Raw genomic sequence first — 13508 nt, 5'->3', positions numbered from 1 at the left:
CGGGCCTCAGTACGTCACGGTGATGCGCCGGGCGGGACCGTCCACCCGGACCACGCCTCCGTAGGGGATGACGACCTGCGGATCGGTGTGCCCGAGATCGACGTCGAAGACGATCGTGGTGTCGGGGGCGTACGTCCGCATGGCGCGCAGGACGGCCTCCCGCTGTCCGGCCGTGTAACGGGCCGCTTCCTCCGAAGTGGTGGGCCGCTCCAGGGACCACGCCTTGGGGCGTCCCATCAGGAGCGCGGAGAACCGGTGGAGCAGGCCGCGTTCGCCCATGTTCCGCAGGGTGTTGAAGACCTCCTCGCCGCTGGGCAGTTCCTCCGAGGTCTCCAGGAAGAGCACCCCGCCGTCGAACACGGACAGGTCGCGCGGCACCTCGCGGTCGGCCATCAGCAGCCAGCCCAAGATCTCCAGACAGCCGCCCCAACTCCGGCCCTCCACCACGCGGTCGGCGTTCACCCAGGTCCACCCGGTGCCGGGCACGGTCTCCGGCTCCGCGTCGTAGGTCGCCGGGTCGGCCCAGTCACGGTCGATGTCGTTGAAGCGTTCGGCCGGTCGCAGTGCGTAGGGCCCGGAGGTGAACAGGGCGGCGCGCAGGGATTCCGCGGTCAGCGGATCCATGGCGACGGACCTGCCGAGCGCGGTCATGACGGTGCCGCCGTGGTATCCGACGATTCCGGTGGTGTGGAGGAAGGCCAACAGGTTGGTGTTGTCGCTCAGTCCGAAGAACGGCTTGGGGTTGGCCCGCAGCAACTCCCGGTCGAGCAGCGGCAGCACGGTGATCTGGTCGTCACCGCCGATCGACGTGAACACCGCCTTGATGTCCGGGTCGGCGAAGGCGGCGTGGATGTCGTCGGCCCGCTGCCGCGGTGAGGCGCCCATCTTCCGGGTTGTCGGGTACTCGACCGGTTCGAGACCGTACTCCTCGCGCAGCCGCCGCAGGCCGAGTTCGAAGGGCCGGGGGAAGAGTTCGGGCAGGCCGGCGCCGGGCGAGAGGACGGCGACACGGTCACCGGGGGAGGGCTTCGGAGGGTACGCGGGCGTGGTCATGCGGGGAGGGTACGGCTTCCTGCCGCATCGTTTCACCGTGATAAACCGGGGTCGAGCAGCGGCCCCGACGGCCGCCCACCCCGAAGGACCGGAGGAACCGTGCCCCGCAGCCTGGCCCACGCCCCGATCATGATTCTCAACGGCCCCAACCTGAACCTCCTGGGGCAGCGCCAGCCCGAGATCTACGGCTCCGACACCCTTGCCGACGTCGAGGCGATGTGCGCCGAGGCGGCGGCCGCGCACGGGGGCACAGTGGACTTCCGGCAGTCCAACCACGAGGGCGAACTGGTCGACTGGATCCACGAGGCACGGCTCCACCACAGCGGCATCGTCATCAACCCCGGCGCCTACTCGCACACCTCCGTGGCGATCCTCGACGCGCTCAACACCTGTGACGGGCTGCCCGTGCTGGAGGTGCACATCTCCAACATCCACCAGCGGGAGACGTTCCGGCACCACTCGTACGTCTCCCTGCGCGCCGACGGGGTCATCGCCGGCTGCGGGGTGCAGGGGTATGTGTTCGGCGTGGAGCGCGTCGCCGCGCTGGCGGGGGCGGGGAAGGCGCAGGCGTAGGGCTCGGTCATCGGGGGTGCGCGGTCGGGCCGGACCGGTCCGACCGGCGAGGCGGACGGTAACGCCCGATCTCCAGGTGGCCGCCCCTTGCACCCGCTCCTTGCACCCGCCCCTGGCACCCGCCCCCTGCACCGCCCGTCACAGACGGCCCGCCTCCACGATCCGGCGCAGGAACTGCCGCGTGCGTTCTTCACGTGGGTCACCGAAGACCTGCTCCGCCGTGCCGCGTTCCAGCACCACACCCCCGTCCAGGAAACAGACCTGGTCGGCGACATCGCGCGCGAAGCCCATCTCATGGGTGGCCAGCACCATCGTCATGCCGTCGGCCTTCAGGTCGCGGACGACGTTCAGGACCTCGCCCACCAGCTCCGGGTCGAGGGCGGCGGTGATCTCGTCGAGCAGCAGCAGCCGGGGGCGTACGGCCAGGGCGCGCACGATCGCCACGCGCTGCTGCTGGCCTCCGCTGAGCCGGTCGGGGTACGCGCCCGCCTTCCCGTTCAGCCCGAGCCGGTCCAGGAGCCCATGGGCTAGCTCCTCGGCCTCCGCACGGCCCACGCCGTGCACCCGGCGCGGGGCGAGGGTGATGTTGTCCAGCACCGTCATGTGCGGGAACAGGTTGTACGACTGGAAGACCACGCCGATGCGGCGGCGTACCGCGTCCTGGTCGGCGCGCGGGTCGGTGATCTCCTCGCCGTCCAGCCAGATCGCCCCGTCGTCGATGTCCTCCAGGAGATTGGCGCAGCGCAGCAGGGTCGACTTGCCGGAACCGGAGGCGCCGATCAGCGCGGTGACGGTGTGCGGGGCGACCGCCAGGTCGACGTCGCGCAGCACGACCGAGCCGCCGAAGGTCTTGCGCACGGACTCCATCCGCAGCACGGGGGACGCCTCGGGGGCGTGCGCGGTCTCTCGGGTGTCGCTCATGTCGTCCCTCCCTGCGCCCGCTGCCGGTCCATCCGGGCCGTGACCCAGTCGGTGAAGCGGGTCATGGGGATGGTCAGGGCGACGAAGACCAGTCCCGCGACGATGTACGGCGTGTAGTTGAGGCTGCGGCCCACGATGATGTCGGCGGCGCGTACGGCGTCGATCGCGCCGCCGATGGAGACCAGCCCGGTGTCCTTCTGCAGCGACACCAGGTCGTTGAGGAGGGGCGGCACCTGGCGGCGTACCGCCTGGGGGAGCACCACGTGACGCAGTGCCTGCCGGTTGGTGAGCCCCAGCGAGCGGGCCGCCGCGCGCTGTGAGGGGTGCACGGACTCGATGCCGGCCCGGAACACCTCGGCGACGTACGCCGAGTACGTGAGCGTCAGCGCGGTGCCGCCGAGCAGCACCGGATCGACGGTCACGCCCTGGAGCCTGAGCGCCGGGACGCCCAGCACCACGATCATCAGGTTGATGATCAGCGGCAGACCGCGGAAGAAGTCGGTGTACGCGGCGGCGAGCGCCCGCAGGGGGAAGAACACCGGGCCGCGCAGGGTGCGGGCGACGGCGATCAGCATGCCGAGGACCAGGACGGCGACGCCGCAGACCAGCAGCAGCCGAACGTTGAGCCACAGCCCTTCGAGCACCTTCGGGAACGCCTCGCGGGCGTACTCGGCGCTGAAGAACGTCTCCTTCGTGCGCGGCCAGCCGGGAGCGTTGACCACGACCAGATAGAGGACGACGGCCGTGGCCAGGGTCGACAGGGCGGCTACGCCGGTGGCGCGGCGGGCCCGGTCGCGCCTGTAGCGCTCCCGGTCGAGTCGTCGTGGTGAGGGGACGTAGCCGTCGTCCCCGCCGGGCATGCCGTCGTCCCCGCCGGGCATGCCGTCGTCGTCGGCGTCCCCCTGCCCGGACTCCTGCTTGACGACCGTCACTTGAGCACCGGGGCGTCGACGGCTTCGGACAGCCACTGCCGCTCGATCTTCGCCAGCGTGCCGTCCTCGCGCAGCGCGTCCACGGCGGACGTCACGCAGGACGTGAGGGCGCTGCCCTTGTCGAGGACGAGCCCGAACTGCTCGGGGGCGCCACCCTGGTTCTCGAACTGGCCGACGATCTTCGCGTCCGTCACCTCGGCCGCCGTGATGTAGAACGCGGTCGGCAGGTCGACCACGATGGCGTCGATCTGGCCGTTCTTCAGCGCGGACTTGGCCTGGTCGTTCTTCGCGTACGCGGCGGCGTCCCGGGCCGGGTTCACCACGTCGTCGATGTAGTTGAGGCTGGTGGTGCCGACCTGGGCGCCCAGGTGCAGCTTCCTGAGGTCCGCGATGCTCGTGGCCTTCGCGGCCGCGGAGCCCTTCAGCGCGACGACGGCCTGGCGCACGTCGTAGTACCCCGACGAGAAGTCCACGGCCTTCCTGCGCTCGTCGCTGATCGAGACCTGGTTGATGTCGAAGTCGAAGGTCTTCGCCCCCGGCGCGAACGCCTTGTTGAAGGGCACGCTCTGCCAGACGACGTCCGCCTTCGCGTAGCCGAGCTGCTCGGCCACGGCGTACGCGACCGCCGACTCGAAGCCCTTGCCGTTCCTCGGGTCGTCGTTCGTGAACCAGGGTTCGTAGGCCGGTTCGTCGGTGGCGACGGTCAGTTTGCCGGAGGTCTTCGTGTCCAACCCGCCCTTGGCGCAGGACGCCCCGGCCGCCGAGGCGGAGGCCGAGCCGGAGGCATCCTCCTCCGGCTGCGGGGCGCAGCCCACCGCGACGGTGGCGAGCAGGGCGGCTATGGCGGCGGAGACGGCACGGCGCGGGGAGCGCGCGGCTCGCAGGACAGGACGCATGGCGTGAGATTGACAGCGCGACGTCCTGTTTGTCGAGGTCACATGGGTAACTGTCCGCATTCTGGGAACGTGCGTTGCATTCCTGTGAACGCTGGGCGGGGCCGCCGACCGAGGGCGGGGATGGGTGGCCGGCGGCCCATCCGCGCGGGAGCCGTCATCCCGTGCGGACCTGCTTCCAGTGGACTACGCCACGGCGTACGCCGGGAGCGCGCGTGGGGCGTCGGCATGTGTGTTCGATTCACACGGGGCGCGTGCGGGCGACTCCACGCCCCCTGTCGGATGCCTCACCAACTTCCTTACGGCGCAGGAGAGTTCATCGTCCCCGTGTGCGCCACCCCGACGGGTGCGGGCGCTCCGGGCCGTGGAGCAGACGGGCGAACGCCTACGGGTCCTTCCGGGTGTTGCCCACACGGACGCCGAAGTCGGGCGTCGTGGTCACTGCGCGGCCGCCTCGCGGGCGATCTCGTCGAACCGGGCGCCCATCGCCTCGGACAGCGCCTTCGCAGCCGACAGCGGGCGCACCATCACCGTGAAGTCGTCGATCTTTCCGTGCTCGTCGAAGTGCAGGAAGTCGCAGCCCTGGAGCTTCTTGCCGCCGACGTTGGCGGTGAAGACGAAGGCGTGGTCGCGGCCGTCGGGGTTGGCGATCTCGCGGACGTAGGTGAAGTCCTCGAAGACCTGGATCACATGGCGCAGGATCGCGGCGGTCACCGCCTTGCCGGGGTACGGCGTGAAGGCGACCGGGCTGGTGAAGACGACGTCGTCCGCCAGCAGGGCTGCCACGGCGTCCATGTCGCGGGCCTCGACGGCCTTGCGGAAGGGATGCATGAGACCTCACCTGTCATAGTCAACAAGTTGAATAGATAGCGGCGAGGCTAGAGGCTGTGGGTGGTCCTGTCCAGGATGGCTGTGTAAGGGCATGCTCAATTTATTGGCTAGTCGCGTTTCTGGTAAATTGGGTCAATGGCATTGCGGAACGCGGTGATGGCCGCACTGTTGGAGGGCGAGGCGTCCGGTTATGACCTCGCGAAGGGGTTCGACGCGACGGTCGCCAACTTCTGGATGTCGACACCTCAGCAGCTCTACAGAGAGCTGGAGCGCATGGAGGCCGAGGGGCTGATCGCGGCCCGGGTCGTCGAGCAGGAGCGTCGCCCCAACAAACGACTTTTCTCGCTGACGGAAGCGGGGCGGCAGGCTGTGCGCGCCTACACGGCAGCGTCGCCGAGCCGGCCCGTGGTCATCCGGGACGAGTTGCTGGTCAAGGTGCAGTGCGCGGACGCGGGGGACGTCGAGGCGGTGCGGGCGGCTGTCGCCGAGCGCATGGAATGGGCCACGGCCAAGCTGGCCCGCTACGAAAAAATGCGCCGGCGTCTGCTCGACGGGCGCTCGGAGGAGGCTTACTTCACCGAGGCCGAGCGCATCGGTCCGTACCTCACGCTGCTGCGGGGGATGGCGTTCGAGCGGGAGAACCTCGCGTGGGGGGACATGGCGCTGCGTCGACTCCGGCAGCGTGCGGCCGCCGACACTCCGTGAAGTGACTGGACCGGGTGCGTCCTTTGACCGCGTGAGGGGAAGCCGCGCAGCGGCCACCGGTCCGCGCTCGTGGAGCCCGGACCGCCCGGACCGCCGCACCGGTCCGCTCGGCAGCCGGCGATCCGTCTCCGGGCGGCCCCGGTCGGATCAGCTGATCACCAGCCGCGGGCTCTCCACTCCGCCAGTCGCGGCCGCTCGGTCCCGAGCGTCGTGTCGTTCCCGTGGCCCGGATAGATCCACGTCTCGTCAGGCAGGGGGCCGAACACCTTCTCCTCCAGCCCGTCCATCAGGCTCGTGAACTCCACCGGGTTCGTCGTCCTGCCGGGCCCGCCCGGGAAGAGGCAGTCCCCGGTGAAGACGTGCGGATGCCCGTGCGGGTCGTCGTAGACCAGGGCGATCGAACCCGGCGTGTGGCCCACCAGGTGGCGTGCGGTCAGCTCCACGCGCCCGACCCGGATCGTGTCGCCGTCGCCGACGGGTACGTCGGTCGCCACCGGGATGCCCTCGGCGTCGTCCCGGCCCGCGAACGTACGGGCGCCGGTGGCCGCCACGACCTCGGCGAGCGCCTGCCAGTGGTCCCCGTGCCGATGCGTCGTGACGACCGAGGCGATCCCGTCGTCCCCGATCAGGGTGAGCAGGGTTCCGGCGTCGTTGGCGGCGTCGATCAGCAGCTGCTCGTCGGTGGCCCGGCAGCGCAGCAGGTACGCGTTGTTGTCCATCGGACCGACGGCGACCTTGGAGATCATCAGGTCCCGCAGCTCGTGCACATCCGCAGGACCGCCGACCTTCACCGCTCCGCTGTACGTCATGGTGGCAGCCTATAGCGGGGGCAGCGGCGGTAGAGCCCCTCCTTCGACGTGCAGCGCGGTGCCGTCGCGGCGGCCCGCGAGCCAGCCGAGGAGGGCCGGCGCGGTGCCGGTCACCGTCACTTCGGATCCGGAAGCGGCGCTACCGGTGGTCCACGCGTGCGTGCCGTCCGTCAGACGGGTGTGCGGCACGTCGGGATGCCCGGTGAAGCGGTCGACGAGGAAGCCGATCTCCCGCTCCACGAACTCACGCGGAAGATCCTCCAGCTCGTACCCGATGCCGAGGTCCACATGATGGAGCTCCACCTCGATCCAGCGCCGGAAGGGCAACCGGGACACGGAGTCCGTGACCCCGTTGCGCAGCTCGACCGTGCGGGCCCAGTCCGCGAGGAGCGCGGCGGCGTCCTGGAACCGGTCCGCGCTGTCGCGCACGTCGGCGAGCTGCGCCTGCAGAGGCCGCGGCGCGTCCCGCCCGATGTCGAGGTCCCGCGCTTCCTCGGAGCCGTACATGGGGCGCCCTTCGAGCACGTTCACCAGTGCGTCCGCGTTACGGGCGAGATGAGCCAGGACGTGACCCCGGCTCCAGCCGGGCAGCCGTGACGCGTCGGCCACAGCGGCGTTGTCCAGTCCGGCGGCTGCGGTGAGGAGCCGGTCCGTCGCTTCTCGTACAGAGGCCAGGTCACGTGCGTGATCCATCATGCCGCCGACCCTATCCCCGCCACACCTTGGGGTGAAGCAGTCCGGCCACGCCCGTAAATCGAATGCGCGTGCTATATGGTCGGGTGCGGCGTCGGGCATGCTGGAAGGCCCGGGATTGTTCTGGAACGGGGAAACAGGACCGGCGTTGTCAGTGGCTCCCCCTAGTCTGTGAAGACGGGGGCTCTGGCCCCTGTCATTCACTCAAGAAAGGTGCGGACCGGCGTGGCCGACCGTCTCATCGTCCGTGGCGCGCGCGAGCACAACCTGAAGAACGTCTCGCTCGACCTGCCACGCGACTCGCTCATCGTCTTCACGGGCCTGTCGGGGTCGGGCAAGTCCTCGCTGGCCTTCGACACGATCTTCGCCGAGGGGCAGCGCCGGTACGTCGAGTCGCTCTCCTCCTACGCCCGGCAGTTCCTCGGACAGATGGACAAGCCGGACGTCGACTTCATCGAGGGTCTGTCCCCGGCGGTCTCCATCGACCAGAAGTCGACCTCGCGGAACCCGCGCTCGACGGTCGGCACGATCACCGAGGTCTACGACTATCTGCGGCTGCTCTTCGCGCGCATCGGCAAGCCGCACTGTCCCGAGTGCGGCCGCCCGATCTCCCGCCAGTCGCCGCAGGCCATCGTCGACCGGGTGCTGGAGCTGCCCGAGGGCAGCCGCTTCCAGGTCCTCTCGCCGCTGGTGCGGGAGCGCAAGGGCGAGTTCGTCGACCTCTTCGCGGATCTGCAGACCAAGGGGTACAGCCGCGCGCGGGTGGACGGCGAGACCGTCCAGCTCTCCAATCCGCCCACCCTGAAGAAGCAGGAGAAGCACACCATCGAGGTGGTCGTCGACCGCCTGACGGTGAAGGATTCCGCCAAGCGCCGCCTCACCGACTCCGTGGAGACCGCCCTCGGCCTCTCCGGCGGCATGGTCGTGCTCGACTTCGTCGACCTCCCCGAGGACGACCCCGAGCGCGAGCGCATGTTCTCGGAGCACCTGTACTGCCCGTACGACGACCTGTCCTTCGAGGAGCTGGAGCCGCGCTCCTTCTCCTTCAACTCGCCCTTCGGCGCCTGCCCCGACTGCTCCGGCATCGGCACGCGCATGGAGGTCGACCCCGAGCTGATCGTCCCGGACGAGGACAAGTCGCTCGACGAGGGCGCCATCCACCCCTGGTCCCACGGCCACACCAAGGACTACTTCGGCCGCCTCATCGGAGCCCTCGCGGAGGCGTTGGGATTCCGGACCGACATCCCCTTCGCCGGACTCCCGCAGCGCGCGAGGAAGGCCCTGCTGTACGGCCACAAGACGCAGATCGAGGTGCGCTACCGCAACCGGTACGGGCGCGAGCGGGTCTACACGACGGCCTTCGAGGGCGCCGTCCCCTTCGTGAAGCGACGCCACGGCGAGGCCGAGAGCGACGCCAGCCGTGAGCGCTTCGAGGGCTACATGCGCGAGGTGCCCTGCCCCACCTGTGAGGGCACCCGGCTGAAGCCGATCGTCCTCGCGGTCACGGTCATGGAGAAGTCGATCGCCGAGGTCGCCGCCATGTCCATCAGCGACTGCGCCGACTTCCTGGGCAAGCTGAAGCTCAACACCCGCGACAAGAAGATCGCCGAGCGCGTCCTGAAGGAGGTCAACGAACGGCTGAGGTTCCTGGTCGACGTCGGCCTCGACTACCTCTCGCTGAACCGCGCGGCCGGCACGCTCTCCGGCGGCGAGGCCCAGCGCATCCGTCTGGCCACCCAGATCGGCTCCGGTCTCGTCGGCGTCCTCTACGTCCTCGACGAGCCCTCCATCGGTCTGCACCAGCGCGACAACCACCGGCTCATCGAGACCCTGGTCCGGCTGCGCGACATGGGCAACACGCTCATCGTCGTCGAGCACGACGAGGACACCATCAAGATGGCCGACTGGATCGTCGACATCGGTCCCGGCGCGGGCGAGCACGGCGGCAACGTCGTGCACAGCGGCTCCCTGAAGGAACTGCTCGACAACGCGGAGTCGCAGACCGGGCAGTACCTCTCGGGCCGGAAGGCCATCCCGCTGCCCGACATCCGCCGCCCGCTCGACCCGACCCGCCGGCTCACCGTGCACGGCGCCCGGGAGAACAACCTCCAGGACATCGACGTCTCGTTCCCCCTGGGCGTCTTCACGGCCGTCACCGGTGTGTCCGGCTCCGGCAAGTCCACGCTGGTCAACGACATCCTGTACACGCACCTGGCCCGCGAGCTGAACGGCGCCAGGAACGTCCCGGGCCGGCACACGCGCGTGGACGGCGACGACCTGGTCGACAAGGTCGTGCACGTCGACCAGTCGCCCATCGGCCGTACGCCCCGGTCCAACCCGGCGACGTACACCGGCGTCTTCGACCACGTCCGCAAGCTGTTCGCCGAGACCACCGAGGCGAAGGTCCGCGGCTACCTGCCCGGCCGCTTCTCCTTCAACGTCAAGGGCGGCCGCTGCGAGAACTGCGCGGGCGACGGCACCATCAAGATCGAGATGAACTTCCTCCCGGACGTCTACGTCCCGTGCGAGGTCTGCCACGGCGCCCGGTACAACCGGGAGACCCTGGAGGTCCACTACAAGGGCAAGTCCATCGCCGACGTACTGAACATGCCGATCGAGGAGGCCACGGACTTCTTCGAGGCCGTCCCCGCGATCGCCCGTCACCTCAGGACGCTCAAGGACGTCGGCCTCGGCTACGTCCGGCTCGGGCAGTCCGCGACCACCCTGTCCGGCGGTGAGGCGCAGCGCGTCAAGCTCGCCAGCGAGCTGCAGCGCCGTTCCACCGGACGCACGGTCTACGTCCTGGACGAGCCGACCACCGGACTGCACTTCGAGGACATCAGCAAGCTCCTCAAGGTGCTCTCCGGGCTGGTCGACAAGGGCAACACGGTCATCGTCATCGAGCACAACCTCGACGTCATCAAGACCGCCGACTGGGTCGTGGACATGGGACCCGAGGGCGGCGCCGGCGGTGGCCTCGTGATCGCCGAGGGCACGCCCGAGGAGGTCGCCGGGGTGCCGACCAGCCACACGGGCAAGTTCCTGCGGGAGATCCTTGGCGCCGACCGGATCAGCGACGCGGCCCAGGTGAAGGCCACGCGCAAGGCCGCGGCCAAGCGGACGGTCGCCGCCGGGGCGCCCGCGAAGAAGACGGCGACGGCCCGGACGGCCACGGCCGCCCCCGCCAAGAAGGCCGCCCCCGCCAAGAAGGCCGCCACCGCCACGAAGAAGGCGGCCACGGCCACCAAGAAGGCCGCCACCGCCACGAAGAAGGCGGCCACGGCCACCAAGAAGGCCGCTCCCGCGAAGAGGACCACGCGGGCCCGCGAGGACTGAGGCGGCATCGCGGCACCTGACCGACAGGTCCGCCGAAATCAGGAAAAGTGCGGTGGCCCGCGGGAACTCCCCGCGGGCCACCGCTCGTTCTTCCCTCAACCGCCCTGCCCCTGTGGCCGGTCAGCCCTCCCGCACCTCGGGCTCGACGAACCGCATGTCCAGTCGCACCTTGACAACATCACCGAGAAGCCCGGCCCCGAAGTCCAGCCCGTAGTCGCCGCGCCGGATCTCACCCGTCGCCTCGAACCCGGCGCGCCTGCGCCCGTCGCCGGGTGAGTCCACGAGCCCGCCGAACCGGACGGCGAGCCTCACCGGACGGGTCACGTCCCCGATGGTCAGGGCCCCCTCCATCGACCACCTCTCGCCCGCCCCGCGCACTCCCGTCGAGCGGAAGGTCATCGTCGGACGCCTCTCGACATCGAGCAGCTCGGCCGAGCGTGTGCGCGTGTCACGGTCGGCGTTCCCGGTGTCGAGGGAAGTGAGGGCGATCTCCGCGCCCACCCGCACGTCGCCGGCCGTCACGCCGATGTGCAGCTCGGCCGTGAACCGCTCGAACCGGCCTTGCACCTTGGCGATCCCGAGGTGCCGGACCGTGAAGCGCACGGCCGAGTGGAGCGGGTCGAGTTCCCAGTCGCCGGGGGACAGGGGCAGAGCGCCGGCGGTGGGCCGGCGCGGAGCGTCGTCATGCGTCATGCCTCCACCATCCGCCGTTTCGCACCCGAGCGGGCGGGCCCGGCCGGGGGTGGTGAGGCGAGGGCACCCCTCGGCAGCGGCGCACCCTGTACGTTCGACGGGTGAGCGACAACGAGTTGGCCGCCTTCCTGCGCAGCCGCCGCGAGGCCATGACCCCGACCGAGGCGGGACTGCCCACCGGTTCCCGCCGCCACGCACCCGGGCTGCGCCGCGCCGAGCTGGCCACCCTCGCCGGGATCAGCGTCGAGTACCTCACCCGGCTGGAACAGGGCCGCGACCACACCCCCACCTCTCACGTGCTCGGCGCCCTCGCGGACGCGCTGTGTCTGCCCGTGCCGGATCGGGTCCTGCTGCGCCGACTGGCCGGGGAGAGCGGCGGCGACAGGACGGTCCGCCCGCCGGCCGCTCCGCCGGCCCGGACCGTGCGCCCCACCGTCCGAGCCCTCCTCGACCGGCTGGAGCCCACCCCGGCCGTGCTCCTCAACTGGCTCGGCGACATCGTGGCCCACACCTCCGGCTACGAGCGCTTCGCCCGCCCGCTCGGTCTGCTCGACGGCGACCCGCCCAACGTCACGCGGTATCTGTTCACCGACGAGCGGGCCCGCACGGTGTATCCGGGCTGGGAGCGGCTCGCCGACGAACAGGTCGCCCATCTGCGCCACGAGGCCCCGCCCCACGACCCGTATGTCGCCGCCCTGACCGACGAGTTGACGGTCACCGCGGGAGCCAGATTCACCCTGCGGCTGAAGGGAGTGCCGGCGATGCCGATGCGCAACGGCACGGATCTCGTCGAGCATCCGCAGGCGGGACGGCTGCGCCTGGCGTACGAGACGCTCGCGCTGCCGGACGACGGGCAGCGCCTCATGGTCCACCTTCCGGCCGACAAGGCCACGGCCACCGCCCTCGACCTCCTCGCCAGCCGTGAGCCGGGCGCGCTGCGCACGGTCGGCGGCTGACCAGGCGAACATTCCAGGGCCCGCAGGAACCGTGGGCACCGACGGCGCCGAGGGCGAAAACGCCGACCGGCCCGGACAGGACACCTCGCGCGAAGGGTCCTAGACCTCGCCCACCTCTGCCGCGTACGGCGGCTCGGCGCCCGCCCGGGAGCAGGTGATCGCCGCCGCGCGGGCGGCGAAGCGGAGCAAGCGGATCCACTCGTCGGCGCCGAGGGCGGCGAGGGCCCCGGCGGAGAGGGCGTCCCGTGCCGACAGGCCGTGGAGGAGGGCCGCGTTGACCGTGTCGCCGGCGCCGATGGTGTCCACGACGTCGACCTTCTCGCCGGGTACGGAGTGTTCCGCGCCGCCGCGGGTGTGGACGGTCAGGCCGTCACCGCCGCGGGTGACCACGACCGCGGCGGGCCCGGAGTCCAGCCACTGGCGCGGGGTGCCGCCCAGCCACCGCGCGTCCTCCTCGGAGAGCTTGAGCAGCGACACCGAGGGCAGCCAGCTCCAAAAGCGGGCCCGGTAGGCGTCCGCGTCGGGAATCAGCCCCGTCCGGATGTTGGGGTCGAGGGCGGTGAACACACCCCGGGCGGCGGTGGCGTGGAGCAGCTTCTCGTAAGCGCTCGCGCCGGGTTCCAGGACGAGTGAGCAGGTCCCGAAGGAGACGGCCCGGGTGCCCGGGGGCAGCCGGTCGGGGGTCTCGAACAGGCGGTCGGCGCTGCCCTCGACGTAGAAGGAGTACCGGGCGGAGCCGTCCTCGCCGATCGAGGCCAGGGCGAGCGTCGTCGGTTCGGGCCCGCGCTGCACGGACGTCACCTCCACACCCGCGTCGCGCAGGCCGTCCAGCAGGGTCTCGCCGTAGGCGTCGTGGGACACCCGCGAGCAGAAGGCGGTGGGGGAGCCGAGACGGCCGAGCGCCACGGCCGTGTTGTAGGGGCCGCCGCCGCGTGCCGGCCGCAGATCCACGAGCGCGCCCGCACCCTGCGGGACCAGGTCGATCAGGGCTTCACCGGCGACGACGATCACGAGGCGGATCCTTTCTCGGGGACTGTCGGCCGGAAAGTATCGCAAAGGCGTGCGCACCATGACGGACGGCCGTCCTGGCGCGGGCCCCGTGCCTCCCGGCCG

At 70.7% G+C, this 13508-nt stretch carries 13 protein-coding genes; 4 read left to right on the top strand and 9 right to left on the bottom strand.

The window, feature by feature from the left end:
- Positions 1 to 6: 6 nt before the first annotated feature.
- The gene (locus H4687_RS11755; RefSeq protein WP_046920401.1) at positions 7 to 1053 is read right to left on the bottom strand and encodes a S66 family peptidase; all 1047 of its coding nucleotides are present in this window, start codon (positions 1051 to 1053) and stop codon (positions 7 to 9) included.
- 99 nt (positions 1054 to 1152) lie between these two features.
- Between H4687_RS11755 and aroQ the strand changes: the two genes are divergently transcribed.
- Positions 1153 to 1626, top strand: coding sequence for a type II 3-dehydroquinate dehydratase (gene aroQ / locus H4687_RS11750; RefSeq protein WP_046920400.1), 474 nt, complete (start codon positions 1153 to 1155; stop codon positions 1624 to 1626).
- 138 nt (positions 1627 to 1764) lie between these two features.
- Here aroQ and H4687_RS11745 read toward each other — a convergent pair whose 3' ends face one another.
- The 4 genes from H4687_RS11745 to H4687_RS11730 all read right to left on the bottom strand — a co-directional run bounded on the left by H4687_RS11745 (position 1765) and on the right by H4687_RS11730 (position 5203).
- Positions 1765 to 2547, bottom strand: coding sequence for an amino acid ABC transporter ATP-binding protein (locus tag H4687_RS11745; protein ID WP_179860152.1), 783 nt, complete (start codon positions 2545 to 2547; stop codon positions 1765 to 1767).
- Complete coding sequence (locus H4687_RS11740) at positions 2544 to 3479, bottom strand: amino acid ABC transporter permease (protein WP_046913495.1); 936 nt, start codon at positions 3477 to 3479, stop codon at positions 2544 to 2546. Before H4687_RS11740 ends, H4687_RS11745 begins: the two co-directional genes overlap by 4 nt.
- Positions 3476 to 4375, bottom strand: coding sequence for an ABC transporter substrate-binding protein (locus H4687_RS11735; RefSeq protein ID WP_046913494.1), 900 nt, complete (start codon positions 4373 to 4375; stop codon positions 3476 to 3478). The genes H4687_RS11740 and H4687_RS11735 overlap by 4 nt, the downstream gene beginning before the upstream one ends.
- 435 nt (positions 4376 to 4810) lie before the next feature.
- Positions 4811 to 5203: a nuclear transport factor 2 family protein gene (locus H4687_RS11730; protein ID WP_046913493.1), complete on the bottom strand. Its 393-nt coding sequence runs from the start codon at positions 5201 to 5203 to the stop codon at positions 4811 to 4813.
- 135 nt (positions 5204 to 5338) lie between these two features.
- On the opposite strand from H4687_RS11730, the gene H4687_RS11725 reads away from it, so the two are divergent.
- Positions 5339 to 5908 carry a PadR family transcriptional regulator gene (locus H4687_RS11725; protein WP_046913492.1) on the top strand — a complete coding sequence of 190 codons (570 nt, stop codon included), beginning with the start codon at positions 5339 to 5341 and terminating at the stop codon, positions 5906 to 5908.
- A 155-nt stretch (positions 5909 to 6063) separates the two neighbouring features.
- Here the strand turns inward: H4687_RS11725 and H4687_RS11720 are convergent, their stop codons facing one another.
- Positions 6064 to 6717: an MBL fold metallo-hydrolase gene (locus tag H4687_RS11720; RefSeq protein ID WP_046913491.1), complete on the bottom strand. Its 654-nt coding sequence runs from the start codon at positions 6715 to 6717 to the stop codon at positions 6064 to 6066.
- Between the two features lie 9 nt (positions 6718 to 6726).
- Positions 6727 to 7413, bottom strand: coding sequence for a maleylpyruvate isomerase family mycothiol-dependent enzyme (locus H4687_RS11715; RefSeq protein WP_046913490.1), 687 nt, complete (start codon positions 7411 to 7413; stop codon positions 6727 to 6729).
- Positions 7414 to 7635: 222 nt separating this feature from the next.
- Between H4687_RS11715 and uvrA the strand changes: the two genes are divergently transcribed.
- On the top strand, positions 7636 to 10746 hold the full coding sequence (uvrA, locus tag H4687_RS11710) for an excinuclease ABC subunit UvrA (RefSeq protein ID WP_046913498.1): 3111 nt from the start codon (positions 7636 to 7638) through the stop codon (positions 10744 to 10746).
- A gap of 120 nt (positions 10747 to 10866) precedes the next feature.
- Here uvrA and H4687_RS11705 read toward each other — a convergent pair whose 3' ends face one another.
- Positions 10867 to 11439, bottom strand: a complete 573-nt coding sequence (locus tag H4687_RS11705) for a YceI family protein (protein ID WP_046913489.1) — start codon at positions 11437 to 11439, stop codon at positions 10867 to 10869.
- Positions 11440 to 11540: 101 nt separating this feature from the next.
- Between H4687_RS11705 and H4687_RS11700 the strand changes: the two genes are divergently transcribed.
- Entirely contained in the window at positions 11541 to 12395 is an 855-nt protein-coding gene (locus H4687_RS11700) for a helix-turn-helix domain-containing protein (RefSeq protein WP_046913488.1), read from the top strand.
- A 99-nt stretch (positions 12396 to 12494) separates the two neighbouring features.
- Here H4687_RS11700 and H4687_RS11695 read toward each other — a convergent pair whose 3' ends face one another.
- Complete coding sequence (locus H4687_RS11695) at positions 12495 to 13406, bottom strand: carbohydrate kinase family protein (protein ID WP_046913487.1); 912 nt, start codon at positions 13404 to 13406, stop codon at positions 12495 to 12497.
- Between the last annotated feature and the right edge of the window lie 102 nt (positions 13407 to 13508).

It is taken from the genome of Streptomyces stelliscabiei (genome assembly GCF_014873495.1).
GTDB classification, from domain to species: Bacteria; Actinomycetota; Actinomycetes; order Streptomycetales; family Streptomycetaceae; genus Streptomyces; species Streptomyces bottropensis.
The sequence above is the reverse complement of the archived record's forward strand: the minus strand, read 5'-3'. Positions and strand labels throughout refer to the sequence as shown.

Bases quoted from the DNA above. Each gene is read 5' to 3' on its own strand.
- H4687_RS11755 (WP_046920401.1), bottom strand. From the start codon at position 1,053: ATGACCACGCCCGCGTACCCTCCGAAGCCCTCCCCCGGTGACCGTGTC.
- H4687_RS11725 (WP_046913492.1), top strand. From the start codon at position 5,339: ATGGCATTGCGGAACGCGGTGATGGCCGCACTGTTGGAGGGCGAGGCG.
- H4687_RS11705 (WP_046913489.1), bottom strand. From the start codon at position 11,439: ATGACGCATGACGACGCTCCGCGCCGGCCCACCGCCGGCGCTCTGCCC.
- H4687_RS11735 (WP_046913494.1), bottom strand. From the start codon at position 4,375: ATGCGTCCTGTCCTGCGAGCCGCGCGCTCCCCGCGCCGTGCCGTCTCC.
- H4687_RS11730 (WP_046913493.1), bottom strand. From the start codon at position 5,203: ATGCATCCCTTCCGCAAGGCCGTCGAGGCCCGCGACATGGACGCCGTG.
- H4687_RS11715 (WP_046913490.1), bottom strand. From the start codon at position 7,413: ATGATGGATCACGCACGTGACCTGGCCTCTGTACGAGAAGCGACGGAC.
- H4687_RS11745 (WP_179860152.1), bottom strand. From the start codon at position 2,547: ATGAGCGACACCCGAGAGACCGCGCACGCCCCCGAGGCGTCCCCCGTG.
- H4687_RS11720 (WP_046913491.1), bottom strand. From the start codon at position 6,717: ATGACGTACAGCGGAGCGGTGAAGGTCGGCGGTCCTGCGGATGTGCAC.